We start from the raw sequence: 24,306 nt of genomic DNA, 5'->3' as shown, positions 1-24,306 counted from the left end.
ACGGGTGTGACGCCCGTCACCGCGGGCGTGCCCACACCCTCCCTCAACGTGGAGGTGAGCGGACATGTCCGACAAGAACGGCTCTTCCGGGGGGAGAGACACCGACGTAAGGGCTCCCGAGGCCGACCGGCCCGCGCGGATCAGGAACGTGGTGCTGGTCGGCCGCTCCGGAGCGGGCAAGACGACCCTCGCCGAGGCGCTGCTCTCGGCGTCCGGCGCGATCCCCAAGGCCGGGCGGGTGGAGGACGGGACCACGATCGCCGACCAGTCGCCGTCCGCGGGCGGCGAGGCCCGCCAGCACCGGACGGTGAACCTCGCCCTCGCGCCCTTCGCGTGCGACGGCGTCAAGGTCAACCTGCTGGACGCGCCCGGATACCCCGACTTCCTCGGCGACCTGCGGGCCGGGCTGCGCGCCGCCGACGCCGCCCTGTTCACGATCTCGGCGGTGGACGGCGTCGACGGGCAGACCCGCGCGCTGTGGGAGGAGTGCGCGGCGGCCGGGCTGCCCCGCGCCGTGGTGATCACCAAGACCGACCAGATGCGCGGCGACTACGCGGCGACCGTCGCGGCCTGCCAGGAGGCGTTCGGCCCCGGCGTGGTGCCGCTGTACGTGCCGGACGGGCAGGCGCTCGTCGGGCTGCTGAGCGCCCGCCGGTACGACTACTCCTCGGGAGAGCGCCGGGAGGAGGGCAAGGGCCTGCCTGAGCGGTACGCGCCCCTGCGGGAGGCGCTGCTGGAGGCCGTCATCCAGGAGAGCGAGGACGAGGGCCTGATGGACCGGTACGTCGCCGGGGAGGATCTGCCGGTCGACGAGCTGATCGGCGACCTGGAGAAGGCGGTCGCGCGCGGGGGGCTGTTCCCGGTGCTGGCCACCGCGGTCCCGCACGGGGACCGGCCGGGACCCGTCACGGGCATGGCCGAACTGCTCGAGGTGATCACGCGCGGGCTGCCGTCGCCGCTGGAGCACGAGCCGCCCGCGGTGACCCTGGAGGACGGCAAGGCGACCGCCGCACTCGTCTGCGACCCCGACGGGCCGCTCGCCGCCGAGGTGATCAAAACGGTCGCGGACCCCTATGTCGGGCGGATCTCGCTCGTCCGGGTGTTCTCCGGGACGCTCCGGCCGGACGAGACGGTGCGGGTGGCCGGGCACAACGGCAGCCCGCACGTCTCCGAGGAGCGCGTCGGGGCGCTCACCACGCCGCTCGGCCGACGGCAGCGGACCGTCGCCCAGTGCGTCGCCGGGGACATCTGCGCGATCTCGCGGCTCGGGCACGCCGAGACCGGCGACACCCTGTCGGCGCCCGCGCGGCCCCTGCGGGTGGCGCCCTGGGAGCTGCCCGACCCGCTGCTGCCCGTCGCGATCAGGCCGCGGTCCAAGGCCGACGACGACAAACTCGCCCAGGCGCTCGGCAGGCTCGTCGCCGAGGACCCGACGGTCCGGCTCGACAACGACGCCGAGACCGGGCAGCTCGTCCTGTGGTGCCTCGGCGAGGCGCACGCCGACGTGCTGCTCGACCGGCTGCGCGGCAGGTTCGGGGTCGAGGTCGAGCCCGCGGAGCTGAAGGTGCCGCTGCGCGAGACGTTCGGCGCGGCCGCCGAGGGGCTCGGCCGCCATGTGAAGCAGAGCGGCGGGCACGGCCAGTTCGGGGTCTGCCGGATCACCGTGGAGCCGCTGCCGCCCGGATCGGGCATCGAGTTCGTCGACCGGATCGTCGGCGGGGTCGTGCCGCGGCAGTTCGTCCCGTCGGTGGAGAAGGGCGTGCGGGCCCAGGCGGCCAAGGGCGTCGCCTCCGATCACCCGCTCGTGGACGTCCGGGTGACCCTGCACGACGGCAAGGCCCACCCCGTCGACTCGAGTGACCTCGCCTTCCAGACGGCCGGGGCGCTGGCGCTGCGCGACGCCGCGACCAAGGTCCCCGTCCCGCTCCTGGAACCCGTCGACGAGGTCGAGATCCTGGTCGACGACGACCACGTGGGCCCGGTCATGTCCGACCTGTCGTCCCGCCGCGGCCGGGTCCTGGGCGCCGAGCCCATCCCGGGCTCCCGCACCCTCATCCACGCCGAGGTCCCCGGTCTGGAACTCACCAGATACGCCGTGGACCTCCGCTCCCTCTCCCACGGCACGGGCACCTTCCACCGCACCTTCCTCCGCCACGAAAGGTTCTGAGCACCTGAAGGGTTCCAGCTCGGCCATCGGGCGCGGCCCCTGACCCGGAAATCACACGGGTGCGATCGGGCGCCGCGATCCCGAACGCCCGATCACCGCCGCGGCGGAGCGGCGGCGATCGAGCAGGCGGCGGTGCCGCCGGGGAGCTTGTGGCGGTTTCTGGCCACCAGGCGGTAGAGGCCGTGCGCCGCCCAGCTCACGGGCGGTACCGCGAGCACGTATCCGAGCGGCCGCCACGGGCCGCGTGCCGACCGCAGGAGCGCCGCGACGCCCCGGGCGCCGCCCGATACCGTCCCGTCGGGCCGCACCCACAGCACCTCGTGCGCCGCCCGCTCGGCGGTCACCCCGTAGCCCGCGAGGTCCTGCCACTGGTACGGCAGCACCTCCGCCGCGGGCCTGATCCGCCTCTCGATGAACCCCACGCACACCGTGCAGAACCCGCAGTCCCCGTCGAACAGCAGCACGTCTCCGGTCCTCATGCTGCGACCGTACGCCCCTCCTTGAACGCGTTCAAGGGTTCGCGATGTCTCCTTGAACACGTTCAAGGAGAGGGAGAGAACGCGCCCACCGACGGCGGGCGCGTCCCGGTCGATCATTCCGGCCAAGACTCGGCGAGGACCTTGCGGGTGTCCCTGAGGAGCTGGGGCATGACCTTGGTGTGGCCGACCACCGGCATGAAGTTGGTGTCGCCGCCCCAGCGGGGGACGATGTGCTGGTGGAGGTGGGCGGCGATGCCCGCGCCCGCGACGAGGCCGAGGTTCATGCCGACGTTGGCGCCCTGGGCGCCGGTGCCGCGGCGGACCGCGATCAGGCCCGCCTGGGTGAACTTGGCGAGTTCGAGCGCCTCGGCGTCGTCGAGCTCGGTGTAGTCCGCGACGTGCCGGTACGGGCAGATCAGCAGGTGGCCGGAGTTGTACGGGTAGAGGTTCAGCACCGCGTAGACGCCCTCGCCCCTGCGGACGACGAGGCCCTCTTCGTCCGGGCCCTTGGGGATCTCGCAGAACGGGCAGCCGTCGGCGGCGCCGGGCCCCGTCGGCTTGTTCTCGCCCTTGATGTAGGCCATCCGGTGCGGGGTCCACAACCGCTGGAAGCCGTCGGGCGTGCCGACGCCCTGCTGCTCCTCCATCTCACCCGGGTCGTGTCCCACCGCATCCCCTTTCCTAGGCCTGCCCAGGATAGGCGGGCCCGCCGCGCGGGGGGAAACCGGACCGTACCCACCGGGCCCGGTGGCAGGCTCTCGAAGAACCCGGCTTCGCCGGGGAGCCCACCACCGGACCGTACCCACCAGGCCCGGGGCAGGCTCTCGAAGAACCCGGCTTCGCCGGGGAGCCCACCACCGGACCGTACCCACCAGGCCCGGGGCAGGCTCTCGAAGAACCCGGCTTCGCCGGGGAGCCCACCACCGGACCGGTCACTTCCCGTTTAGCACCAAATCATCACGAATACCGGTATTCATAGGTGCTGCTCAGACTTCTCCGACATGATTGACCGCGCGACCAGGCCATGCAGGAGGAGTCCGCGATGACCGATCTCGACCGCCCCTACGGCGGGGAACACCGAGCCGAGGCCAGGCCGCCGATGCCGTACTTCCCCGCCCCGTCGGCCGCGGCCCCCGCGGCGCCGCCGCAGCAGGCCCCCGCGCAGCAACAGCAGCAGGGCGCGCCGCAGCAGGGCGGCCACCAGGGCACCGCTGCCGCGATGTCGGCGATGTCCGCGGGCGTCTCGACCGGCACGGTCCTGCCGCCGGGCCAGGCCCCGGCGGAGTTCGCTGCGACCGGCCGGCGGCGCAGCGGGGACCCCTTCTCGCCCGAGTCCTACTCCCCGGAGTCGTACGCGCAGGAGTCCTACGCCCCGGCCCCGGAGTCCTACGCCCAGCCGGGCTACCCGGCCGAGGCCGCGCCCCCGGAGGTCTACAAGGCCCCCGAGCCCTACCAGCCGGAACCCGTCGCGCCCGCGCCGCCGCCTCCCCCGGCCGAGGAGGCGCCCCGCCACCAGGGCGGCGTGCAGGGGCAGATAAAGATCGAGGACGAGGTCGTCGAGAAGATCGCCGCGCTCGCCGCGCTGGAGGTCAGCGGGGTCGCCGCACTCGGCGGGCAGAGCCGCACCTCCGAGACGATGGAGGCGGTCCGCCAGCGCATCGGCATGAGCGACCGGGGCGAGCCCCGCGTCCGCGCCCGCGTCCTGGACAACGAGATCTCCGTCGACATCGCCCTGATCGTCGAGTACGGCAGCGTCGTCATGGAGGTCGCCAAGGTCGTCAAGACCAACGTGGCCCGGATCGTCGGCCTCATGCTCGGCCTGCGCGTCGCGTCGGTGAACGTCACCGTCGAGGACGTCCGCATGCCCGACGAGCAGCCCCGCCCCTGACCGGGCGGCGTCCGGCTACCTGCGCTGGAGCTCGCAGTCGCGGGCGCCTTCCCGCGTGGTGACGGTCAGGCCGACCTTCTTGACGGCCTGGGACGAGACGTCCGGGAAGTCGAAGATGTGCGGGGTGGGGTCGCCCGCGGTGGTGTAGCTCTGCATGCTGGGCTCGCCGTTGGCCGGGACGACGAGGGCGCGGACCGCGCCCACGCCGGTGAAGACCACGGTGACCTTCACGCCGTCGTCCGCGCGCTTGTAGAAGGCCCGCTGGGTGCCGCAGGGGCCGTCGGCGCCCTTCTGGGTGCCCTGGCCCGAGCCGCCCCCGGAGCCTTTGCCCGGGTCCGCCGTGGCACCGCCGCCGAGGTCGGGGAAGTAGTCGCTGGGCGCGGGCGCCGCGGAGTCCCCTTCGGCGGGCGCACCGGGCGCCGCTCCCGTGGCCGTCGGCTCGTCTTCGAGCAGCGGCTGCGCCAGGACCGCGCCCGCGCCGAGGACGAGGACGGCGGCGAGGACGTAACCGGACCTGCCGAGGACCCGGTGGACCAGGGTGGTCTCCGGCATGTGCTCTCCCATGGGCGTTACTGGGGGGTAGGGAAGGAAACCAGAGGCTACCGCACCGGAAGGCCCAGGACCCTGGTCGCCATCAGCGCGATCCTGGCGGCGGCGTCCTCGTGCGAGCCCTCGGGCGTGACCAGGTAGCTGACGGTCACCCGCAGGACCATGTCGATCGCCAGCCGGACCGAGAACGGGTCGAGATCGGGCCGGTGCCTGGCCACCAGCGCGGTCACCGCGGTGATCGCCTGCGGCAGCGGCGGCACCTCGCGGTTGCGCACCACCTCGGCCAGCTCGCCCATGACCAGGCCCGTGCGGGCGCTGGTCAGCACGGCCTTGAGCACCGGGTTGGCCGAGGCCGACCGGAACGTGTAGAGCACCGCCTCCTCGACCGCGAGCCCGACGTCCTCGCGCCGGTCGAGGAGCTGCTCGGTGAGGCCGTCGAGGTGGCGTTCGAACTCGCGCATCACCAGCGCCTCGCCGAGCGCCTCCTTGGAGCCGAACTCGTTGTAGGCGCTCTGCCGGCTCACCCCCGCCTCGACCGCCACATGCGAGACGCGCAGCCGCTGCCACCCGCTGCCGAGGATCAGGCGTCCGGCGGCGTCGAGCAGCTTCTCCCGCGCGGGCGTGCGCGGCATCGTGGTCCCCGTCACACCCCGAATAGTACCGATCCGATCGGGTCCGGACGAAGATCGTCCGGACCCGATCAGATCACGTCCGGCGGCGTCAGACCTGCACGCGGTCGGCGATGGCCTTGAGGATCTCGGCGACGGCGGCGTCCACCGCGACGCCGTTGTTCTGCTCGCCGTTGCGGTAGCGGAACGAGACGGCGTCCTTGGCGACGTCGTCGTCACCGGCCAGCAGCATGAAGGGGACCTTCTGCTTCTGGGCGTTGCGGATCTTCTTCTGCATCCGGTCGCCGGAGGCGTCGACCTCCACGCGGACCCCGAGGTCGCGGAGCTTCGCGGCGACCTTCTCCAGGTACGGCACGTGCTCGTCGGCGATCGGGATTCCGACGACCTGGACCGGGGCCAGCCACGGCGGCATCGCGCCCGCGTAGTGCTCCAGCAGGACGCCGAAGAACCTCTCGATCGAGCCGAACAGCGCCCGGTGGATCATGACGGGGCGCTGGCGGGTGCCGTCGGCGGCCTGGTACTCCAGGTTGAACAGCTTCGGCAGCTGGAGGTCCATCTGGATGGTGGACATCTGCCAGGTGCGGCCGATCGCGTCACGGGCCTGGACGGAGATCTTCGGCCCGTAGAAGGCGGCGCCTTCCGGGTCCGGGACGAGGGCGAGGCCGGAGTTCTCGGCGGCGACCCGCAGCATCTCGGTCGCCTCCTCCCACTCCTCGTCCGAGCCGACGGACTTCTTCGGGTCGCGGGTCGACAGCTCCAGGTAGAAGTCGTCGAGGCCGTAGTCGCGCAGCAGGTCGAGCACGAACTTCAGGAGCGAGTGCAGCTCGTCCTGGGTCTGCTCCCTGGTGCAGTAGATGTGCGCGTCGTCCTGGGTGAGGCCGCGCACGCGGGTGAGGCCGTGCACGACGCCGGACTTCTCGTACCGGTACACGGTGCCGAACTCGAACAGGCGCAGCGGCAGCTCCTTGTACGACCTGCCCCGCGCGTCGAAGATCAGGTTGTGCATGGGGCAGTTCATGGGCTTGAGGAAGTACTCGGCGCCCTCCAGCTCCATGGGCGGGAACATGCCGTCGCGGTACCAGCCGAGGTGCCCGGAGGTCTCGTACAGCTGGCCCTTGGTGATGTGCGGGGTGTTGACGAACGAGTAGCCCGCCTGCTCGTGCCGGACGCGCGAGTAGTTCTCCAGCTCGCGCCGGATGATGCCGCCCTTGGGGTGGAACACCGGCAGGCCGGAGCCGATGATCGGCGGGAAGGAGAACAGGTCGAGCTCGGCGCCCAGCTTGCGGTGGTCGCGCTTCTCGGCCTCCTCCAGCATCCTCAGGTACTCGTCCTGCTTGTCGCGGGACTCCCAGGCGGTGCCGTAGATGCGCTGGAGCTGCGGGTTCTTCTCGCTGCCGCGCCAGTAGGCGCCGCCGGCGCGCATCAGCTTGAAGGCGGGGATGTTCCGGGTGGTCGGCAGGTGCGGGCCCCGGCAGAGGTCCTTCCAGCACAGGTCGCCGGTCTTGGCGTCGAGGTTGTCGTAGATGGTGAGCTCGGCGCCGCCGACCTCGACCGACTCCTCGTCGTCGACCCCGGCGCCGCCCTTGAGGCCGATCAGTTCGAGCTTGTAGGGCTCGTCGGCGAGCTCGGCGCGGGCCTGCTCGTCGGTGACGACCCGGCGGGAGAACCGCTGGCCCTGCTTGACGAGCTCGCGCATGCGGCGCTCGATCTTCTTCAGGTCGTCGGGGGTGAAGTGCTCCGCCACGTCGAAGTCGTAGTAGAAGCCGTTCATGACGGGCGGGCCGATGCCCAGCTTGGCGTCCGGGAAGAGCTCCTGGACGGCCTGGGCCATGACGTGCGCGGTGGAGTGCCGCAGGATGTCGCGGCCGTCCTTGGAGTCGATCTCGACGCCCTCAAGGTCGTCCCCGTCGGTGACGGCGTACTCCAGGTCGCGCAGCTCGCCGTTCACCCGGGCGGCGACGATCTTCGGGCCACCGCGCCCGGCGTCGTCGAGGACCTGGCCCGCCGTGGTGCCGGCGGCCACCGCTCGCTCGTCTCCGCCGAGGGTGACGCGCAGTTCGGACACGGGAACTCCTTGATCGCTCGAATTCGTCTGGGAAGCGATGAGGCCCCGGGAGTGATCTCCCGGGGCCTCATCTGGTGTCTCGGAGGTCAGCGCGCAGGCTCCGAGTGCCGGGTGTGCCCCGGCGTCGTCGTCTCTAGCGCTGCTGCCATGGTTGACACTCTACCGCTGTTCGGACGCGGCGCAGATCGAATATCGCTTTCCGCCCTCCCGGGCCGTCCCGCGGCCTCCGGCGCGGGGCCTAGTGCAGGACCGCGGGGGTCGCCGGGAGGGTCTGCGGGCTGACCGTGGCGGCGGTCGGCAGCCCCGCGGCGCGCCAGGCGACGAAGCCGCCTTCGAGGTCGGTGGCACGGGAAAGGCCCAGTTCCTGGAGGGCGGCGGCGGCGAGGCTCGAGGTGTAGCCCTCGGAGCAGAAGACGACGGCGCGGACGTCGTAGCCCGTCGCGGCCGCGATCCTGGCGTCGCTCTCGGGGTCGAGGCGCCACTCCAGGACGTTGCGTTCGATGACGAGCGCGCCGGGGATCTCGCCCTCTTCCGCGCGCTGCGCGGCGGGGCGGATGTCGATGAGCAGGGCCGGGTCTTCGGCGTACGCGGCTTCGGCGTGGGCCTGCGCGGGCGTCACGCGGACGAGGCGGGCGCGGGCTTCGGCGAGGAGTTCGTCGATGGAGCGGGCGCCGGCGGGGCGGGTCACCACTCCTCCGCGGACTCGGTCTTGAGGACGGTCAGCTCGCCCTCGGGCGTCAGGTCGTACCGGTTCATCGTGGACAGCGGCGGCGAGTAGACGTGGACGCTCACCGCGGGGGCGGCGGAGACGTTGCGGACGTCGTGGATGTGGTGCGTGCCGAAGTGCCTGACCCGTCCGCCGGAGAGCGCCTGCTCGGCGCGGAGCGTCGCCTCCTCGAGCTCGCCGAGGACGACGGCGAAGGCCCCGGCGGATCCGCCGTGGTCGTGGAACCCGGTGCTCTGGCCGGGGAGCCAGCTGATGATCCACACCTCGTAGTCCTCGTCCCCTTCGATCCGCTCGTACCAGCGGCCCTGGGGGTCGAGCCGCACGCGGTGCAGCCACTCATCACTCGTCTCGGCGAAGAGCCGGGCACGCTCGGCGAGCGTCGGGGCCCCGACTTCCGTGGTCGTCAGCGTCATGGGACCCATCCTGGCCTGCATTTCCTATTGAGTCAATCGGAAAGCTCTAGTTTGCAGGGATCAAGATCCGTCACTTGGGTCACAAAGCCGATGATCGGGTACAGAACACCCCGAACTACGGTCCCGGCCGGAGCGCGTGGAGCCGTCCGGCCGGGCCATAGGTTCAGCGGGAGGGGTCGAGGACGAGCTTTCCGATGGTCTTACGGGAGCGCAGGGCCTCGTGGGCGGAGCGGGCGTCGGTGAGGGCGTACTCGCCACCGTTGACGACCTTCAGGGTGCCCGCGGCGGCGAGGTCGAAGAGCTCGGTCATCGCGCGGCGCATGATGTCGCCGGGCAGGGTGAGGACATGAGGGAGCCACATGCCTACGACGGCCGTGGAGTGCCGCAGGAGCGAGGGCGCGGAGATGGGCGAAGGCTGCTCCCGAGAGGCCATGCCGTAGAAGGCGAGGCGGCCGAAGGGGGCGAGGGCGGCCAGGGACTGGTCGGTCACCGTGCCGCCGGTCATCTCCAGCACGACGTCGACGCGGCGGCCGCCGTTGGCCTCGATGAGGGCCTTGCGCAGCTCGGGCGTGGCGGGGTCCACCGCGACGTCCGCGCCGAGGCTCAGCGCGAACTCGCGCTTCTCGGGGCTGGACGCCGTCGCGATGACGCGGCCCGCGCCGAACGCCTTGGCCAGCTGGACGGCCAGCGTGCCGACGCCGCCCGCCGCCGCGTGGACCACCACGGTCTCCCCCGGCTCCAGGTGGACGCTCTTGCGCAGCATCACCCAGGCCGTCGCGCCCTGCACGATGAGGCCGAGCGCGGTCATGTCGTCCACGCCGTCCGGGATGTCGTAGAGCGCCCCTTCGAGCGCGAGCGCCTTCTCGGCGTAGCCTCCGCCGTCGGCGGTGAGGCCGACGACGCGGCGGCCCCCGGCCGTCCCGGCGATCTCGCCGCCGGGGACCATCGGCAGCTTGGAGGCGGCGAGGTAGGTGTTCTCCGCCTGATGGGTGTCGGCGTAGTTGACGCCCGCGCGGGTCACGTCCACGAGGACCTGGCCCGGCCCGGCGACGGGTTCCGGCAGGTCGGCCAGGGTGAGGACCTCGGGTCCGCCGAACTCGGTGATCTGGATGGCGCGCATGTCAGCTCCTCGGCCCGGGGACGCCCCGGAAACGGAACGGTTCGATGTCGCGGCCGGGCACGACCGGCCACGCCTGGCCGACGAGGTCGGAGTCCAGGATCTTCAGGAAGGCGTCGGCGACGGTCTCGACGTCGAGGATGGGGAACGAGCCGAGCGCCTCGCGCAGACCGTCGAGGATGGCGGTCTCGGCGAACGACGGGCACAGCGCGTTCACCTTGATGTTCTCACCCTCGTAGGCGGGCCCGAGCGAGCGGATCAGCCCGACGACGGCGGTCTTGTTCGCCGCGTACAGCGGGTCGATCGGCATGGGGGTGAGCCCGGCCATCGAGGCGGTCGCGATGATCTGCCCGCCGCCGCGCGCGCGCAGCGCGGGGAGCGCGGCGTTGACGCCGTAGACGACGCCGTCGAGGTTGATCGACATCGCGCGGCGGTAGCGCTCGACGTCGAAGAACTCGCCCATGCCCGAGCCGGTGGCGACCCCGGCGTTGAGGAAGGCGATGTCGAGCCCGCCGAAGCGCGCGACGGCCGCTTCGACCGCCTTGACGCTCTCGGCGGGCTCGCGCACGTCGCAGCGGACGAACAGGCCGCCCAGCTCGGCGGCGAGCTTCTCCCCGCCGGCCGTGTCGACGTCGGCGAGCACCACGTGCGCGCCGAGCCCGGCCAGCCTGCGGGCCACGGCCGCGCCGATCCCTGCCGCGCCGCCCGTGATCCAGGCGACCTTCCCGTGGAGTTCCATGGGACCCCTCCTTCAAGTAACTGACGGGTCAGTTAGGATACCGCCATGGACTTCGCGTTGAGTGAGCGGGCCGCGTCGTATCTGGCCCGGCTCGAAGATTTCATGACGAAGCACGTCTACCCGGCCGAACCCGTCTACGCCAGTCAGCACGCCGAGCTGGTGGCCGCGGGCAGGCCGCACGAGGTGCCTCCGATCGTCGAGGAGCTGAAGCGCGAGGCGCGGGCGGCCGGCCTGTGGAACCTCTTCCTGCCGGACGTCTCGGGCCTCACCAACACCGAGTACGCGACCCTCGCCGAGGTCACCGGCCGCTCCCCGCTGCTGGCCCCCGAGGCCACCAACTGCGCGGCCCCCGACACCGGCAACATGGAGGTGCTCCACCTGTTCGGCACGCCCGAGCAGCAGGAGAAGTGGTTGAAGCCGCTGCTGGCAGGCGAGATCCGGTCGTGCTTCGGCATGACCGAGCCCGATGTCGCCAGCTCCGACGCCACCAACATCGCCACCTCCATCGTGCGCGACGGCGACCACTACGTGATCAACGGCCGCAAGTGGTGGACCACCGGCGCGGCGGACCCGCGCTGCAAGGTCATGATCCTCATGGGCAAGACCGACCCCGAGGGCCACCCCTACCTCCAGCAGTCGATGGTCCTCGTCCCCCTCGACGCCCCCGGCCTCACCATCGTCCGGTCCCTGCCCGTCTTCGGCAGGCACGACCAGCAGGGGCACTGCGAGATCCTCCTGGAGGACGTGCGGGTGCCCGTCGAGAACCTGATCGGCGAGGAGGGCGGCGGTTTCGCCATCGCCCAGGCCCGCCTCGGACCCGGCCGCATCCACCACAGCATGCGGGCCCTCGGGATGGCCGAGCGCGCGCTCGAACTCATGTGCCAACGCGCGGTGGACAGGGTCGCGTTCGGCAAGGCGCTCGCCCAGCAGGGCGTCGTGCAGCAGCAGATCGCCGAGTCGCGCATCGCCATCGAGCAGGCCCGCCTGCTCACCCTCAAGACCGCCTGGCTGATCGACACCGTCGGGCCCAAGGGCGCGCGCACCGAGGTCGCCGCGATCAAGGTCGTCGCGCCGCGCGTCGCGGGCGAGGTCATCGACCGGGCCATCCAGATCCACGGCGGCGGAGGCGTCTCCGACGACTTCCCGCTCGCCGCGATGTGGGCGGGCGCCCGCTCGCTCCGGCTCGCCGACGGGCCCGACGAGGTCCACCTGCGTTCGGTGGCGCGTACCGAGCTCGCGTCTTATCTCGGAAAATAGAGTCCGGGAGGACGAGAACACACATGGCCAAGAGACTGTCCGCCGCCACCCGGCGGGACCAGCTGATGCGGGTCGCGCTCACCGAGTTCGGCAGGCGCGGCTTCCACCTGACCCAGATGGAGCACGTCGCGGCGGCGGCGGGCGTGTCCAAGGCCCTGCTCTACCAGCACTTCGAGTCCAAGGAGCAGCTCTTCGCCGAGGTCGCGCAGAACATCGTCGACGACCTCACCGGCCGCCTGTCGGCCGTGGACGTCGAGGGCGCGACCTCGCTGGAGCGCATCTCGGGCATGGTCGGCACCCTCTTCGACTACGCGACCGCCGAGCCCGACGCCTGGGCCGTCATCATCCGGCATCTCGACAAGCCCGAGGTGGGCGTGGAGCTGCGGGAACTGCGCGACAGGTTCGGCGAGGCCGCGGCGGGGCGGCTGCTGTCGCGGCGCCGCAAGGTGCTCGCCCCGGAGGAGCTGGCCAAGAACGAGCGGCGCGCCCCGCTGCTCATCCCGCTGATCTACGGGTCGCTGTTCTCGCAGATCTCCTGGTGGCTGGAGCACCCGGAGGTGCCGCGCGGCCGGGCCGAGTCGGCCGCGCTGGACTTCATCTGGCTCGGTCTGGACCGGCTCAGGGAAGGCGAGCACCTGCCCCATCCCTGAGGCCTCCTGCGCACTTCGGAGCCCATGAGGCCTTGCGGCGCCGGGCGCGGGTGCCCGATCATGGCGGCTACCGCGCTTTCGGTCCCCCCGCACCGGAAGAGGACGCCCATGGCCGACGACACATCCCTCGAAGCAGAGGAGCGGGCCGACGGCGTCCGCCGGTACTTCGCGCCCGACCCCGTCACCCCCGACCCGCCCGGCACCCAGGCCGAGCGGACCGTGCTGCTGTGCGCGGGCGCGCTCGGCGTCGTCGGGGTCGTGCTGCTGTTCGCCGCGCCCGTGTTCGGGGTGCTGCTCTGCCTGGCCGCCGCGGCCCTGGGCGGCTCGGCGGGGCGGCGGCTCCTGGCGGCGCGCAAGCTCGCCGAGCGTGCGCGGGCCGCCTACCGTGCCCGGCTGCTCGACACCGAGAACCGTCCGGCCGACGGCGTCGTGGACGGCTGGCTGGAGGGCTCGCTGCGCCGCGCCGTCGACGTCGGGTGGCGCGAGCTGGGCATGCGCGGACCGTTCGGCGGCCTCGGCTCGGCCGAGCTCCAGCTCGTCGGGGTCCCGCGGCTCTTCCCCGGCGTCACCGGACGGGTCGGCGCCGACGGCAGGCTCCGGCTGAACGCCTACCAGATCACCGTGCTCTACCTCACCGACCGCAAGCTGTGCGTCTTCCAGTGCGAGCTGAACATGGCGTCCGGCGGACTCCGGTACGCCACCACGCACGAGTTCCTCCGCCCGCACCTCAGCACCCTGACGACCGGGCACGGCTCGACCGCGCTGCCGGTCGCCGGACCGGACGGCACCGAGGCCCGGCCCGTCACCACGCTGGCGTTCGAACTCGGCGCGGCGGGCGCGACCGTCGCCACCGAGATCCCGGTCGCGGCCGACGGGGCGTCCGTCGAGTGGCTGTCCGCGCCGTCGCTGCACGCGGTCGCGGAGATCCGGCGGCAGCTCGACTGGACGGGCTGAGCGTCAGCCCGCCCGCCGGACCGGCTTGGCCATGCAGGTGGAGCACAGCTCGGGCACCGCGTCGTAGGGCGGGAAATCCGGGATGCGGAGATATCCCATGCGCTCGTACAGGCGGACGGCGTCGGGCTGGCGGTCGCCGGTCTGGAGGATGACCCGGACCGCGCCCGCCGCCCCCGCCGTCTCCTCGCTCCACACCATCAGGGCCGTCGAGACGCCCTTGCCGCGGTCGCCCGGGGCCACGTAGACGCGCTTCAGCTCGAGGTCGCGGCCGCGCCAGCGGAGCGCGGTGTGCCCGACAGGGCGGTCCCCGGCGCCGTAGGCGACGCCGACGAACTCCATCTCGGCCGGGTCGACGTGCAGGGCGTCCTCCACCGCGGCGTTCCCGATCGCGATCCGGTCGGCGTACCGCGCGTTGAGCTCTTCCGCCATCTCGGCGCGCAGCGCCACCGCGTCAGGGTGGTCCCACGCCACCCTGCGCACCGTCGTCGTCCGCCGCGCCGTCGGGAGTTCGGTCATGAGATCAGAAGATAACCCGCGGTGCCCGATGCGTATGACGGGAGGTCATGTGAGCCCCGCCTCGGCCTCGGCGGCCGCCCCCGCGGCGGCCGACGCGAGCTGCTCGGCCTCCTCGAAGGACTTGCGCGCCGCGGCCCGGTGCACCCGCACCTGGTCGAGCCGATGCCGGAGGGTCTCCTCCTCCTGCTCGACGTCCTCCAGCGCGCGGCGGAGCTGATCCCTTTCGGTGGCGAGCGCGTCGGCCTTGGCGCGCAGCTCCGCGGCCTGCCTTCTGGCCTCGAACCTCCGCCGCTCGGCCGCGCGCCTGCGCTCCTCGGCCTTCCGGTTCTCCTCGGTCTGGTCGGCCTCGGCCCTGTCCTGTTTCTTCTTCTTGCCGGGCTCGCGCGCCTTGCCTTCGCGGCCCTGCTCGTCCGGCTCGGCGGGCTCCTCCTCCCCGAACGCCGCGGGCAGGCCGAAGCCCACGTAGGCGCGCGGATGCGTCAGCCTTCCCGAGGCCACCTCGGCGGCGGCGTCGGCGTCGGAGACCGCGGCGTGCAGGGTCTCCTCGACCTCGTGCCTGGCCTGGTCGCCGAGCGGCCGCCCGGTCTCCTCCACCAGCGCCTCGGCGGCCCGGACCGCCTTGTCGATCAGCGGGGTGCGCCTGCGGTCGAGCTCGGCGGTGTCGCCGCCGCCCTCCCACGCGGCGCGCAGCCGCTCGCCGAGCGCCAGCACCTCGCCGGCGAGCGGCGGGCGCTCGCGCACGAGCAGGTTGACCGCCCACGCCGACACCGTCGGCCGGCGGAGTGCCTTGATCTGCTGAGCCGTCGCCGCGTCCCCCGCCGCCTTGGCCGTCTCCGCCAGCCTCCGGCGCGTCTGGACGAAGTCCCCCGGTGCCCCCCGGTACAGCTCCTCCATTGCCTCATCTAGCCCCACAGCCCTTGCCTACCACCTGCAAGGCCCACAGAACCCGCCGTCCGCCCATTTCCACCACTCAAGCGAGCAGATCATGGCCTATCGGTATCGTTCCGGCGGATCATGACAGGCCGGAAACCCCCGCTGCGGACATGCTGTTTCCCGGGTGCCGCGCGCTGCTCCCGCCGCCTTCACCCGGCGTTCGCGTCCGGCGTCTGCACTGGGCGCATGACCCTCTCGCGCCGGCAGGCGCTCACCACGACGGGGATCGCGGCGCTCGGCGCGGGCTGCGGGCCCGCCGTGGCGGTGACCGCTCCGCTCGGCGGCGGCGCCGCGGCGGGCAGGCCCGACCCGTTCCGGCTCGGCGTGGCCTCGGGCGACCCCTGGCCCGATTCGGTGGTCCTGTGGACCCGGCTCGCCCCCCGCCCCCTCGCCGACGACGGGCTCGGCGGCGTCGGCTCCCGGACCGTCCAGGTGGCGTGGCAGCTCGCCGAGGACGCCCGCTTCCGCAAGGTCGTCCGGACGGGCACGGTGGCGGCCAAGGCGTCGGGCGGGTACGCGGTGCACGTGACGCCCACAGGGCTGGCGCCCGGACGGGAGTACTACTACCGGTTCCGGGCGGACGGGCACCTGTCCCCCGTAGGACGGACCCGTACGGCGCCCGCGAGGGGCGCGATGACCCCGTTCACTTTCGCGGCGGCGTCCTGCGCGCACTACGAGCACGGGTACTTCACCGCCTACAGGAGGCTCGCCGAACAGGACCCCGACCTGGTGATCCACCTCGGGGACTACCTGTACGAGTACGCCCCCGGCTCGTACGGCGGGGCCAACGGGGCGGTGCGGAAGCACACCGAAGGCAAGTGCCAGACCTTGACGGACTACCGGCGCCGGCACGCCCAGTACAAGACCGATCCCGACCTCAAGGCCGCGCACGCGGCGGCCCCTTGGGCCGTCGTCTGGGACGACCACGAGGTGGAGGACAACTGGACGGGGACCGTGCCCGGTTCGTCCGTGCCGGGTTTCACCGCGCGCAAGCGGGCCGCGATGCGCGCCTACTACGAGAACATGCCGCTGCGCTCCGCCGCCCGCCCGTCCGGGACGAAGATGCGGCTCTACCGGCGGCTCACCTGGGGCGCGCTCGCCTCGTTCCACCTGCTCGACACCCGCCAGTACCGCACCGACCAGCCGTGCGACGACTGGCTCCGCACCGGCTGCGACGACCGGAACGACCCGGGAGGACGCGTCCTGGGCTCCGCCCAGCTCTCCTGGCTCGACGGCTCCCTGCGCGCCTCAGGGGCCCGCTGGGACGTCCTGGGGCAGCAGATCTTCCTGGCCCAGCGCGACATGGCACTCGGCCCCGCGCTCAAGGTCGGCATGGACGCCTGGGACGGCTACACCGCCGAGCGCGACAGGCTCTTCGACGTCCTCGCCGCCTCCGGCGCCCGCAACCCCGTCGTCCTCACCGGCGACGTCCACACCGCCTTCGCCGCCGACCTCCTCCGCGACTTCGACGACCCGGATTCCCCTCGCGTCGGCGTGGAGCTCGTCACCACCTCCATCGCCAGCGACGGCGACGGCTACCGCGACACCGCCGCCATCGCCGCCCTCCTCGCCGAGAACCCCCACTTCGCCCACGCCGACCAGCGCCGGGGCTTCCTCCTCGCCCGGGCCGCCCCCGACTCCCTCACCGCCGACTTCCACACCCTCGACCGCATCTCCCGCAAGAACACCCCCTCCCACCGCACCACCCGCCTCACCCTCCCCGACACCGCCCGCGCCCTCGCCTGACCCCACCCCGACCGCGCCACCGCCGACACGACCCGCCCGCCGTGGCCCAGCCCGGCGAACCCTGACGCGGCGCAACGCGACGGACACGACATGACACGTCCGCCCCGGCCCCGGACCACCCGTCCGGCTCGCCCCGACACGAACGTCCCGTGAACTCCTTCCAGAGCAGGGCCCCGGCCCGGCCGACGGCCACGGACCTTGACGAGGAGTCCCCCGGAACAGGGTTCCAGCCCGGCCACCGGCCACGGGCTTCGACCAGGAGCCCCAAAAGGGGTTCCAGACCGGCCACCGGCCACGGGCCTTGAGGGAGCCCCAACGGGGGGTTCCAGACCAGCCGGCGGCCACGGGCCTTGACGAGGAGCTCCCAGAAGGGGTTCCAGACCAGCCACGGGCCACGGGCCTTGACGAGGGAACCGCACCGGTGTGATCGGGCGCCCCGGCGTCTGCCCCGGAGTCCTGTGAGCCGCCAGGCGAGCAGGACGGAGGGGCAGACGCCGGGATCCCCGGCGCCCGATCACCGGAGCGACGAAGGAGCGGCCTAGGAAACAGCCCAGCCGGTGAGGCCTCGGCCGTCCAGGGGGAGGCGGGTGGTGGAGCGGTAGACGGAGCCGGTGAAGGAGGAGGTGCCGGGGGCGCCCACGTAGAGGGTGCCTCGGGTGATGTGGAGGGTGAGGCCGTAGTGGGAGGTCTTGGAGAGGCGGGGGGACAGGAGGCGGGAGGGGGTGAGGGGCTTGCCCTTGCGGGCGCGGAGGATCTGGGCCGAGGCGGCGCCGGGGATGCCGATGGCGAGGTCGGGGCGGCCGTCGCCGGTGAGGTCGCCTGCGGCCAGGGCGGCGCCGAAGCGGTCGTTGCGGTGGAGCCTTCCCGGCACGCCCTTGGTGTCGCGGCTCCACATGGGGCCCTTCTCGCGGAAGGACGGGCCGGAGAAGACGTGCACGGCGCCTTCGCCCGCGCCGAGGTCCCGGTCGGTGAGCGCTTCACCGGGGACGCCCACGGCGAGGTCGTCGTAGCCGTCTCCGTCGAAGTCGGCGGAGGCGAGGGCGGTGCCGAAGCCGTCGTCGCGTTCGGGGCCCCCGCGCACTTTCCCGGCCTGGGACAGCACCTTCGCCTTGCCGCGGAGCGGGTCGATGACCGTCACGGCGCCTTCGCCGCGGTGCCCCGCGCCGGGGACGCCGACGGCGATGCGGGCGCGGCCGGTCCCGGCGAAGTCGCCGATGGCGAGGGCGGAGCCGAAGGCGTCGGTCCGGGCGCGGCGCTGCTTCGTCCGGCCCAGGCGTGCCGGGAAGGTCTTGCGTCCTTTCACGCCGCGCGCCCGCAGCCCGTAGACGACGATCTCGCCTCCGCCGGACGCCTCGGGCGCGCCCGCGACGAGTTCGGCGTCGCGGTCGCCGTCGAGGTCGGCGACCGCGACCGCGGTGCCGAGGCCGCGCCGCCCGGTCAGCACGGGACCCGCGCGCAGTTCGGCGGCCCCGCCGAGGTACACCCGCACGGTCGCCGCGCCGGGTGCGCCGACGGCGAGGTCGGCGCACCCGTCCCCGTCGAGGTCGCCGGTGGCCAGGGCCGCGCCGAACCCGTCGAGGGGGCGGGCGGCGGCGGGGGCGAGCCAGGCGGTGCGGCCGTCGGCGTAGGCGACCGCGATCTGGCCCGCGCGGCGCTGGCCGCCGATGGTCGCCGACGGCGCGCCGACGACGAGGTCGGGGCGGCCGTCGCCGTCGAGGTCGTGGGCGCCTCCGCAGCCCGCGGCACGGGCGTGCGCGGGCGCGGGGAGCAGCGCGGGAGCGGCGAGGACGGCGGGCACCACGAGGGCGGCGAGCAGGCGCATGCCCGAAACGTCCCCTTCGGCCGCGACGTCCCGACGACCCGCGGACGGCCTCCGCATGACGTCCCACTGAATTCCGCGTGCAAACTCTGGGTAAGCAAGAAAATACTCTCCGAGAGGACAAGGGGGCCTGCCCTCGCGGTCGATGGTTTGGGGCGCGATGCCCTGATTACTTTCTGTTATGGCCGTACGTGATCTGGTAGTCGTGTTCATCATCGCCGGAGTGCTCTACCCGTCCGCGGGATCCCCGTCGGGCGGCCTCCTTCCGTCCGGATCCTCCGGATCGCCCGTGCGCATCGAGCGCGTGCGGCACGCCTCAGCCGAGGCGGGCGGACAGTGGGTGGAGCTGAAGAACCACGCCAAGAGCAGCCGTGACCTGCGCGGGTGGCGGCTGCGCGCCGGAAACGGGGCGGTGTACGAGTTCGGGCCCTACCGGCTCGGGCCCGGACAGTCCGTCCGCGTCCACACCGGGAAGGGCCACGACTCGCCTTCCGACCTGTACTGGGGCCGCCGCGTGCCCGCACTCCCCGACACCGGGGCGACGGTCACGCTGCGCACCCCCCACGAGTCCGTCGACAGCTGCCGCTACACCACCGAGGAGGACTCCTGCTGATGGCCGACTGACGTCCGATCGATGTCCGGCCGATGACCGAAGCCGGACCTTGCCGCGGCACTTTCTCTATAATTCCTATTGACTTGATAGGATTTTATGGGAGATCATAAGTGCCGCGCCCGTCCCCCTCTCCGGGCGTGGAGAAGACCGCCAACGCCCTGGAGTGTGAAGAAGATGCTCACCCGTCGCCAACTGCTGCGCAGTTCGGTAGTCCTCGGCGTCGGGAGCCAGGCAGTGACCCGCGGGACGGCCCCTGCCGACGCCCTCTTCACCGCGGGACGCGCGCCCGACCAGCGCCCCAACATCGTGCTCGTCGTCGCCGACGACCTGGGCTACGGGGAGCTGGGCGCCTACGGCCAGGACAAGATCAAGACCCCGGTCCTCGACCGGCTCTCCCGGCAGGGCCTGCGCTTCACCCAGGCCTACTCCGCGGCCCCCGTCTGCGCGCCGTCGCGGTGCTCCCTCATGACGGGCCTGCACACCGGGCACTCCCGGGTCCGCCAGAACCCCCAGGCGGGGTTCCCCGGCGACCTGCGCCAAGAGGACACCACCTTCGCCGAGATCCTCCAGGGGGTCGGCTACCGCACCGGCCTGTTCGGCAAGTGGGGCTTCGGGCCCGAGCGCCCCGGCGCCTCACACCCCAACGCCCGCGGCTTCGGCGAGTTCTACGGGTACATCACCCACACCGCGGCGCACGACTACTACCCCGACCACCTGTGGCACAACGGGCAGAAGGTCCGGCTGGCGGGCAACACGGGAGCCCGGAAGGGCAGCTTCGCCCCCGACCTCTTCCGCCGCCGCGCGGCGGACTTCGCACGCGAAGGCGGGGACGAGCCTTTCTTCCTCATGTACGCGACGAACCTTCCGCACGCGCCGGGCGAGGCGCCCAGCCTCGGGCGTTACGCGAGCAAGCCGTGGCCGCGCGCCGACCGGGCTCACGCCGCGCAGGTCACCCGGCTGGACACCGACCTGGGCACGCTCCTCGACTCGCTACCGAAGGCACGGCCGACCCTTGTCCTCGTCACGAGCGACAACGGCCCGCACGAGGAGCAGGGCTTCAACCCCGACAGGTTCGACGCCAACGGCAAGTTCCGCGGATACAAGCGCAACCTGTACGACGGCGCCCTGCGCGTCCCGCTCATCGCCTGGGGGCCCGGCCTGGTCCGCAAGGGCGTCACCGGCCGCGTCACCTCCCAGCTCGACGTCTTCCCGACCCTCGCGGAGCTCGCCGGGGCCGGGCTGCCGCGGCCGCTGGACGGGGTGTCCATCGCCGGCACCCTCGCCGGCCGCGGGAACGCGGCGCCCGCCGGGCACCTGTACTGGTACCGGAACGAGAAGTCACAGACGCGGCGCGCGAACAAGACCGAGGGCGGCAGCGTGACCCGGCTCGCCGAGGCCGTCCGGCAGGACGAGTGGAAGCTCATCCGGTACGCGCCGGGCCGCAGCCGTCCGGCGAGCCGCCGGAGCTGGCGGGTCGAGCTGTTCAACATGAACAACGACCCGCGCGAGTCCAGCAACGTCGCCTCCAAGCACCCGCTGGTCGTCAACCGGCTGCACAGGCTGGCCGACGCCTCCTGGACCTGACCGGCCGCCGGGCGGCACGCCCGGCGGCGGCGCGACGCCTCCCCGACCCCGCCGACGCGGACCCGCGGACCTCCCGTCCGCGCGGTCAGCATTCGCCTCTTCTGTACCCTTTGACGCTTTTGACGCCCGGTCAACTCGCCCCTTGTCCTCGCGGCCTTCCGGAGCGATGATCGCGAGTCCCAGGACATTCCGGCCTTATGCCAGGAAGGGGTTACAGAGTGGACCTTGAGGAGACGGCGGACCGGTGCCGTCGCATGATCGCCGAAGGCCCCGGCTACGCGGCGTTCCCCGTCACCGCGGGGCCGGGCGCCCAGCCGGTCTACCGGGCCGTCGTCGACGACGCGGCGGCCGTCGAGTTCGTGGAGATGTCCCCCGACCTCGCCTCGCACGCGGTCGAGACGTTCGTGTTCCAGCGGATCCGCGCCGCCTGGGTGCTGCTCGGCGGCGGCGCGACCCGCGACGAGGGCGTCCCGCACCGGGTGCCCGCCGCCCAACGGGACGGCCTCCACCTGACCGTGTCCCAGACCTACGTCACCCGCAAGCGCAAGGCGCCGCTGCTGGGACCGCGCCACATCTCCCTCGCCGAGGTGCACGTCTCCCTGGAGACCCGCACGGTCACCGCCGACGGCGTCCCCCTCCCCCTAGCCGCCCACGGCTGCGTGCCCGTCCTCTGGTCCGGCCGCCGCCCTCCCCTCGTAGAAGCCCGCGCCTCCTCCGGCGCCCTCCTCGCCACCCTCCGCCCCACCCCAGCCGACCGCCCCCGCCCCGCGAAAGCCCGCTGACCGGCCGCCCGCTCGCGCCGCAGCCGCCCCCGCGACCCGCCAGAGGCGCCCCGCGCGCCCCCGCCGCGCCCTGACGGGTCCCGGGCGGCCCCGGGCCGTCCCCGCCCGGAACGGCCCTTCGCGGACGCCTTCGCCGTCTCCGCACCCGTTCAGACGCCGCTGGGCGGCGGCGAGAGCACCACGGGCAGAACTCCCGCGAGACCGGCTCGGGCCCCGTCAGGGAGCCCGTCCGCCTCCCGACGCCGTCGGGCGCGGGCTGCGGGCGGGATCAGGCGCCGTTGGGGAGGGTGAGCGGGGGCGGGTAGTCGGCGGGTTCGTCCAGGGTCCCCCAGGGGCGGTGGGCCGCCTTGCCCGGGAGCCCGGCGAGTTCGGGGAGCCAGCGGTGGACGTACGCGCCGTCGGGGTCGTGCCGGTCGGCCTGGCGGAGCGGGTTCATCGTGCGGTTGGGGCGGGTGTCGTTGCCGGTGCCCGCGACCCACTGCCAGTTGCCCGGGTTGTTGGCGAGGTCGCCGTCGGCGAGCCAGTACCGGAAGCAGCGGTAGCCGTGCCGCCAGTCGAGGCCGAGATCGCGGGTCAGGTACGACGCGGTGATCATGCGGGCGCGGTTGTGCATGAAGCCCTCGTGCCTGAGCTGGCGCATCCCGGCGTCCACGATGGGGACCCCTGTGCGGCCCTCCTCCCAGGCCTTCAGCGCGTCGTCATCGGAGCGCCAGCCTTTGCCGCGCGGACGGTAGTCGCGGCGGGCGAGGTCGGGGAAGGCCGCCGCCACCTGGTGGTGGAAGTCCCGCCAGGCGAGCTGCCGGGTGTAGGGCTCGTACGCGGAGGCCGCCACGGCGAGCTCCAGCGGGGACAGGCAGCCGAACCGGAGATGGGCGCTGAGCCGGGACGTGCCCTTGTCGTCGGCGAGGACGTCGCGGGTGTCGTCGTAGGAGTCGACGCCGTGGGAGAGCCACGCCTTCATGAGCCTCCGGGCCTCGGTCTCTCCGCCCTTGGCCAGTCCCGGGGAGACCCCGGGGCGTTCCAGGTCGGGCATCTCGCCCGGGTAGAGGCCGCCGGGGAGGGAGATCGTGCGGGGCGTCCGCAGGACGCCCCGGCGAGGGGCCGCCGCCCAGGCCCGCCAGTAGGGCGTGAAGACCTTGTAGTGGTCGCCTCCGGTGGGCCGCAGGTCCCCGGAGGGCACCACGGTCGCTCCCGGATGCACCGTGACGTCCAGGGGAAGATCGCGCAGGGCGGCGAGTCTGCGCAGCGCGTAGCGGGACCTGTCGTCGGCGAGGTGGAGGGAGGTCGCGCCCGTCTCGTGCGCCAGGCGGCCCGCCTCCTCCGCAGGGTCCCCCGCGCGGACGATCAGGTCGGCGCCCCTCCCGCGCAGAGAGGCCTGCAGGTCGGCGAGCGCGTCGGCGAGGAACCGCAGCCGGTTGGGCACCGCCATCGGCCCGGCGAGGATTCCCCGGTCCACGACGAAGAGCGGCACGACGTCCCCGCCCGCGCAGGCGGCGGCCAAGGCCGGGTTGTCGTGCAGCCGCAGGTCCCTGGTGAAGAGCATGATCGAGGTGTTCATCACCCGGTATTCGTGCCCGCCCGGCCACCGGTTGCATCCGATCGCGGGATCTCGCGCGAAGATAGGGCGTCACCGGCGGCACACGGCGAAGGAGGCGGAGGTGGAGGGTCCCGGACTGAGCGTGGGCGCGGTGGCGCACCGCCTCGGGGTGTCGGCCTCCACGCTGCGCACCTGGGACCGCCGCTACGGGATCGGCCCCAGCAGGCGCAGCGAGGGCGCGCACCGCAGGTACGGCGCCGAGGACGTGGCGCGCCTGGAGGTGATGAACCGCCTCATCCTCGAAGGCGCCCCGCCCGGCGAGGCCGCGAGGGTCGCCCTCGGGATCCCCGCGCCGGCGGCGCCGCGTAAGCCGCGCGGCCACGGGGCCGGAGGCAAGCGGGTGCCTTTGCCGGCCGGCTCGGACCGCGCCCGGGGGCTCGCCAGGGCGGCGATGGCGCTGAACGGCCCCGCCGTGCTGACGGCGGTCCGGGAGGTCCTCGCCGACGAAGGGGTCGTCCCGGCCTGGCAAGGGGTCCTCGCCCCCGTCCTGCGCGGTATCGGCGAGCGTTACGCGGCCACCGGGGAGGCCGTGGAGGTGGAGCACTTCCTTTCGGCGCTCATCCTGGCCTGCCTCGCGGAGCGCGCCGAGCCCGTCGACCCGGCCAACGCGCGCCCGGTGCTGCTGGCGTGCGCCCCGGAGGAGCAGCACAGCCTGCCGCTGTACGCGCTGGCGGCGGCGCTGGCCGAGACCGGCGTGGCGGCCCGCAACCTCGGCATGCGGGTCCCGGAGAAGGCGCTGGCCGACGCCGTCGAGCGGATCGGGCCGGGCGCGGTGTTCGTCTGGTCGCAGATGCACTTCACCGGCGACACCGGCGTGCTCGACCGGCTGCCGACCGGCCGTCCGCCGCTGCGGGTGATCGCGGGAGGCCCCGGCTGGCGGCTCCCGTTCCCCGAGCGCGTCAGGTACGTCGCCACACTCGAGGAGGCCGTCGCGGCCGTCCACGAATGCCTGGGGCTCGTCCTCCCCGCTTGACCTCCACTTATTGACAAGTCATCTAATGCGGGCACCCTTTTTCGCGTTTTTGCCCTGCGCAAGTTGCGCACGCCTCCGGGGCCGACTATGAATAAGTTTTGAAGAGGTT

The 24,306-nt window shown here is 73.1% G+C and carries 23 protein-coding genes; 10 read left to right on the top strand and 13 right to left on the bottom strand.

All coding sequences use genetic code 11. The annotated features are described in order from the left end of the window. Positions 1 to 64: 64 nt before the first annotated feature. On the top strand, positions 65 to 2,167 hold the full coding sequence (locus EDD29_RS09220; protein WP_123663994.1) for an elongation factor G-like protein EF-G2: 2,103 nt from the start codon (positions 65 to 67) through the stop codon (positions 2,165 to 2,167). A 92-nt stretch (positions 2,168 to 2,259) separates the two neighbouring features. On the opposite strand, the gene EDD29_RS09215 is transcribed toward EDD29_RS09220, so the two are convergent. Further along, entirely contained in the window at positions 2,260 to 2,646 is a 387-nt protein-coding gene (locus EDD29_RS09215) for a thiol-disulfide oxidoreductase DCC family protein (RefSeq protein WP_123663993.1), read from the bottom strand. Positions 2,647 to 2,759: 113 nt separating this feature from the next. Continuing rightward, a complete protein-coding gene (locus EDD29_RS09210; RefSeq protein WP_123663992.1) occupies positions 2,760 to 3,293 on the bottom strand; it encodes an HIT family protein in 534 nt (177 codons plus the stop codon). Positions 3,294 to 3,688: 395 nt separating this feature from the next. Between EDD29_RS09210 and EDD29_RS09205 the strand changes: the two genes are divergently transcribed. Further along, a complete protein-coding gene (locus EDD29_RS09205; protein WP_170201329.1) occupies positions 3,689 to 4,534 on the top strand; it encodes an Asp23/Gls24 family envelope stress response protein in 846 nt (281 codons plus the stop codon). A gap of 15 nt (positions 4,535 to 4,549) precedes the next feature. Here EDD29_RS09205 and EDD29_RS45335 read toward each other — a convergent pair whose 3' ends face one another. The 7 genes from EDD29_RS45335 to EDD29_RS09170 all read right to left on the bottom strand — a co-directional run bounded on the left by EDD29_RS45335 (position 4,550) and on the right by EDD29_RS09170 (position 10,773). Continuing rightward, on the bottom strand, positions 4,550 to 5,086 hold the full coding sequence (locus tag EDD29_RS45335; protein ID WP_170201328.1) for a hypothetical protein: 537 nt from the start codon (positions 5,084 to 5,086) through the stop codon (positions 4,550 to 4,552). A gap of 47 nt (positions 5,087 to 5,133) precedes the next feature. Beyond that, entirely contained in the window at positions 5,134 to 5,730 is a 597-nt protein-coding gene (locus EDD29_RS09195; protein WP_148085911.1) for a TetR/AcrR family transcriptional regulator, read from the bottom strand. 73 nt (positions 5,731 to 5,803) lie between these two features. Beyond that, positions 5,804 to 7,777: a threonine--tRNA ligase gene (thrS, locus tag EDD29_RS09190; protein ID WP_123663988.1), complete on the bottom strand. Its 1,974-nt coding sequence runs from the start codon at positions 7,775 to 7,777 to the stop codon at positions 5,804 to 5,806. Positions 7,778 to 8,015: 238 nt separating this feature from the next. Further along, positions 8,016 to 8,465, bottom strand: a complete 450-nt coding sequence (locus tag EDD29_RS09185; protein WP_211359612.1) for a rhodanese-like domain-containing protein — start codon at positions 8,463 to 8,465, stop codon at positions 8,016 to 8,018. Then, positions 8,462 to 8,917 carry a cysteine dioxygenase gene (locus tag EDD29_RS09180; protein ID WP_123663986.1) on the bottom strand — a complete coding sequence of 152 codons (456 nt, stop codon included), beginning with the start codon at positions 8,915 to 8,917 and terminating at the stop codon, positions 8,462 to 8,464. Before EDD29_RS09180 ends, EDD29_RS09185 begins: the two co-directional genes overlap by 4 nt. A gap of 163 nt (positions 8,918 to 9,080) precedes the next feature. Continuing rightward, on the bottom strand, positions 9,081 to 10,037 hold the full coding sequence (locus tag EDD29_RS09175; RefSeq protein WP_123663985.1) for a quinone oxidoreductase family protein: 957 nt from the start codon (positions 10,035 to 10,037) through the stop codon (positions 9,081 to 9,083). 1 nt (position 10,038) lies between these two features. Further along, complete coding sequence (locus EDD29_RS09170) at positions 10,039 to 10,773, bottom strand: SDR family oxidoreductase (protein ID WP_123663984.1); 735 nt, start codon at positions 10,771 to 10,773, stop codon at positions 10,039 to 10,041. Between the two features lie 45 nt (positions 10,774 to 10,818). Here EDD29_RS09170 and EDD29_RS09165 point away from each other — a divergent pair, with 45 nt between their 5' ends. The 3 genes from EDD29_RS09165 (at position 10,819) to EDD29_RS09155 (ending at position 13,634) form a co-directional block, all read left to right on the top strand. Next, positions 10,819 to 12,030, top strand: a complete 1,212-nt coding sequence (locus EDD29_RS09165) for an acyl-CoA dehydrogenase family protein (protein WP_123663983.1) — start codon at positions 10,819 to 10,821, stop codon at positions 12,028 to 12,030. A 23-nt stretch (positions 12,031 to 12,053) separates the two neighbouring features. Then, positions 12,054 to 12,680, top strand: a complete 627-nt coding sequence (locus tag EDD29_RS09160; RefSeq protein ID WP_123663982.1) for a TetR/AcrR family transcriptional regulator — start codon at positions 12,054 to 12,056, stop codon at positions 12,678 to 12,680. A gap of 108 nt (positions 12,681 to 12,788) precedes the next feature. After that, positions 12,789 to 13,634 carry a hypothetical protein gene (locus EDD29_RS09155; protein WP_123663981.1) on the top strand — a complete coding sequence of 282 codons (846 nt, stop codon included), beginning with the start codon at positions 12,789 to 12,791 and terminating at the stop codon, positions 13,632 to 13,634. Between the two features lie 3 nt (positions 13,635 to 13,637). On the opposite strand, the gene EDD29_RS09150 is transcribed toward EDD29_RS09155, so the two are convergent. Together EDD29_RS09150 and EDD29_RS09145 are read right to left on the bottom strand one after the other, a co-directional pair. Continuing rightward, entirely contained in the window at positions 13,638 to 14,150 is a 513-nt protein-coding gene (locus EDD29_RS09150; RefSeq protein WP_123663980.1) for a GNAT family N-acetyltransferase, read from the bottom strand. A 45-nt stretch (positions 14,151 to 14,195) separates the two neighbouring features. After that, on the bottom strand, positions 14,196 to 15,044 hold the full coding sequence (locus tag EDD29_RS09145; RefSeq protein WP_123663979.1) for a hypothetical protein: 849 nt from the start codon (positions 15,042 to 15,044) through the stop codon (positions 14,196 to 14,198). 225 nt (positions 15,045 to 15,269) lie between these two features. Here EDD29_RS09145 and EDD29_RS09140 point away from each other — a divergent pair, with 225 nt between their 5' ends. After that, a complete protein-coding gene (locus EDD29_RS09140; protein WP_123663978.1) occupies positions 15,270 to 16,829 on the top strand; it encodes an alkaline phosphatase D family protein in 1,560 nt (519 codons plus the stop codon). 538 nt (positions 16,830 to 17,367) lie between these two features. Here EDD29_RS09140 and EDD29_RS09135 read toward each other — a convergent pair. After that, complete coding sequence (locus EDD29_RS09135; RefSeq protein WP_170201327.1) at positions 17,368 to 18,651, bottom strand: FG-GAP and VCBS repeat-containing protein; 1,284 nt, start codon at positions 18,649 to 18,651, stop codon at positions 17,368 to 17,370. A gap of 178 nt (positions 18,652 to 18,829) precedes the next feature. On the opposite strand from EDD29_RS09135, the gene EDD29_RS09130 reads away from it, so the two are divergent. The 3 genes from EDD29_RS09130 to EDD29_RS09120 all read left to right on the top strand — a co-directional run bounded on the left by EDD29_RS09130 (position 18,830) and on the right by EDD29_RS09120 (position 21,627). Beyond that, a complete protein-coding gene (locus tag EDD29_RS09130; protein ID WP_123670363.1) occupies positions 18,830 to 19,261 on the top strand; it encodes a lamin tail domain-containing protein in 432 nt (143 codons plus the stop codon). 174 nt (positions 19,262 to 19,435) lie between these two features. Further along, entirely contained in the window at positions 19,436 to 20,845 is a 1,410-nt protein-coding gene (locus EDD29_RS09125) for an arylsulfatase (RefSeq protein ID WP_170201326.1), read from the top strand. A 218-nt stretch (positions 20,846 to 21,063) separates the two neighbouring features. Beyond that, positions 21,064 to 21,627 carry a hypothetical protein gene (locus EDD29_RS09120; protein ID WP_148085910.1) on the top strand — a complete coding sequence of 188 codons (564 nt, stop codon included), beginning with the start codon at positions 21,064 to 21,066 and terminating at the stop codon, positions 21,625 to 21,627. A gap of 268 nt (positions 21,628 to 21,895) precedes the next feature. On the opposite strand, the gene EDD29_RS09115 is transcribed toward EDD29_RS09120, so the two are convergent. Further along, on the bottom strand, positions 21,896 to 23,185 hold the full coding sequence (locus tag EDD29_RS09115; RefSeq protein WP_123663974.1) for a cryptochrome/photolyase family protein: 1,290 nt from the start codon (positions 23,183 to 23,185) through the stop codon (positions 21,896 to 21,898). A 100-nt stretch (positions 23,186 to 23,285) separates the two neighbouring features. Between EDD29_RS09115 and EDD29_RS09110 the strand changes: the two genes are divergently transcribed. Further along, entirely contained in the window at positions 23,286 to 24,197 is a 912-nt protein-coding gene (locus EDD29_RS09110; protein WP_211359611.1) for a MerR family transcriptional regulator, read from the top strand. Positions 24,198 to 24,306 lie beyond the last annotated feature (109 nt).

It is taken from the genome of Actinocorallia herbida, assembly GCF_003751225.1.
GTDB lineage: Bacteria > Actinomycetota > Actinomycetes > Streptosporangiales > Streptosporangiaceae > Actinocorallia > Actinocorallia herbida.
This window is presented reverse-complemented; position numbering and strand designations above follow the sequence as displayed.

Bases quoted from the DNA above. Each gene is read 5' to 3' on its own strand.
- EDD29_RS09205 (WP_170201329.1), top strand. From the start codon at position 3,689: ATGACCGATCTCGACCGCCCCTACGGCGGGGAACACCGAGCCGAGGCC.
- EDD29_RS09160 (WP_123663982.1), top strand. From the start codon at position 12,054: ATGGCCAAGAGACTGTCCGCCGCCACCCGGCGGGACCAGCTGATGCGG.
- EDD29_RS09145 (WP_123663979.1), bottom strand. From the start codon at position 15,044: ATGGAGGAGCTGTACCGGGGGGCACCGGGGGACTTCGTCCAGACGCGC.
- EDD29_RS09135 (WP_170201327.1), bottom strand. From the start codon at position 18,651: ATGCGCCTGCTCGCCGCCCTCGTGGTGCCCGCCGTCCTCGCCGCTCCC.
- EDD29_RS09165 (WP_123663983.1), top strand. From the start codon at position 10,819: ATGGACTTCGCGTTGAGTGAGCGGGCCGCGTCGTATCTGGCCCGGCTC.
- EDD29_RS09130 (WP_123670363.1), top strand. From the start codon at position 18,830: ATGGCCGTACGTGATCTGGTAGTCGTGTTCATCATCGCCGGAGTGCTC.
- EDD29_RS09210 (WP_123663992.1), bottom strand. From the start codon at position 3,293: ATGGAGGAGCAGCAGGGCGTCGGCACGCCCGACGGCTTCCAGCGGTTG.
- EDD29_RS09115 (WP_123663974.1), bottom strand. From the start codon at position 23,185: ATGAACACCTCGATCATGCTCTTCACCAGGGACCTGCGGCTGCACGAC.
- EDD29_RS45335 (WP_170201328.1), bottom strand. From the start codon at position 5,086: ATGCCGGAGACCACCCTGGTCCACCGGGTCCTCGGCAGGTCCGGTTAC.
- EDD29_RS09150 (WP_123663980.1), bottom strand. From the start codon at position 14,150: ATGACCGAACTCCCGACGGCGCGGCGGACGACGACGGTGCGCAGGGTG.
- EDD29_RS09125 (WP_170201326.1), top strand. From the start codon at position 19,436: ATGCTCACCCGTCGCCAACTGCTGCGCAGTTCGGTAGTCCTCGGCGTC.
- EDD29_RS09215 (WP_123663993.1), bottom strand. From the start codon at position 2,646: ATGAGGACCGGAGACGTGCTGCTGTTCGACGGGGACTGCGGGTTCTGC.
- EDD29_RS09140 (WP_123663978.1), top strand. From the start codon at position 15,270: ATGACCCTCTCGCGCCGGCAGGCGCTCACCACGACGGGGATCGCGGCG.
- EDD29_RS09155 (WP_123663981.1), top strand. From the start codon at position 12,789: ATGGCCGACGACACATCCCTCGAAGCAGAGGAGCGGGCCGACGGCGTC.
- EDD29_RS09170 (WP_123663984.1), bottom strand. From the start codon at position 10,773: ATGGAACTCCACGGGAAGGTCGCCTGGATCACGGGCGGCGCGGCAGGG.
- EDD29_RS09180 (WP_123663986.1), bottom strand. From the start codon at position 8,917: ATGACGCTGACGACCACGGAAGTCGGGGCCCCGACGCTCGCCGAGCGT.
- EDD29_RS09220 (WP_123663994.1), top strand. From the start codon at position 65: ATGTCCGACAAGAACGGCTCTTCCGGGGGGAGAGACACCGACGTAAGG.
- EDD29_RS09175 (WP_123663985.1), bottom strand. From the start codon at position 10,037: ATGCGCGCCATCCAGATCACCGAGTTCGGCGGACCCGAGGTCCTCACC.